1 protein-coding gene is annotated in these 326 nt (G+C 54.6%); it reads left to right on the top strand.

Annotated features, from left to right (window positions below; translation table 11 throughout):
• Nucleotides 1-326, top strand: a 326-nt coding sequence (locus HX814_RS31305) for a TonB-dependent receptor domain-containing protein (protein WP_177015459.1), incomplete at both ends; no start/stop codon positions are given.

Below are 326 nucleotides of genomic sequence, written 5' to 3'. Positions count from 1 at the left end.
CCAGCAGCCTCAATCTGGTCAACAACGTGCCGACGCCGGGTGGGCAAAATGACGGGCATGTTTACCAGGATCGCACTGGCGGCACCGTCGCCAATGCGTTCTACATCGACAACAAAATCGATATCGGCAAGTGGACCGTCACGCCGGGCATTCGCTTTGAACACATTGAAACCAACTGGCATGACCGCCCGGTGGTTGCCTTGAACGGTGTGCGCACCGTGGAAAAGAATCGCAAAATCAATAGTAACGAGCCGTTGCCGGCGTTGAGCGTGATGTACCACATTTCCGATGCCTGGAAAGTCTTCGCCAACTACGAAACCTCATTC

The sequence above is a fragment of the Pseudomonas sp. C8002 genome, from assembly GCF_013385765.1.
GTDB lineage: Bacteria > Pseudomonadota > Gammaproteobacteria > Pseudomonadales > Pseudomonadaceae > Aquipseudomonas.
This window is presented reverse-complemented; position numbering and strand designations above follow the sequence as displayed.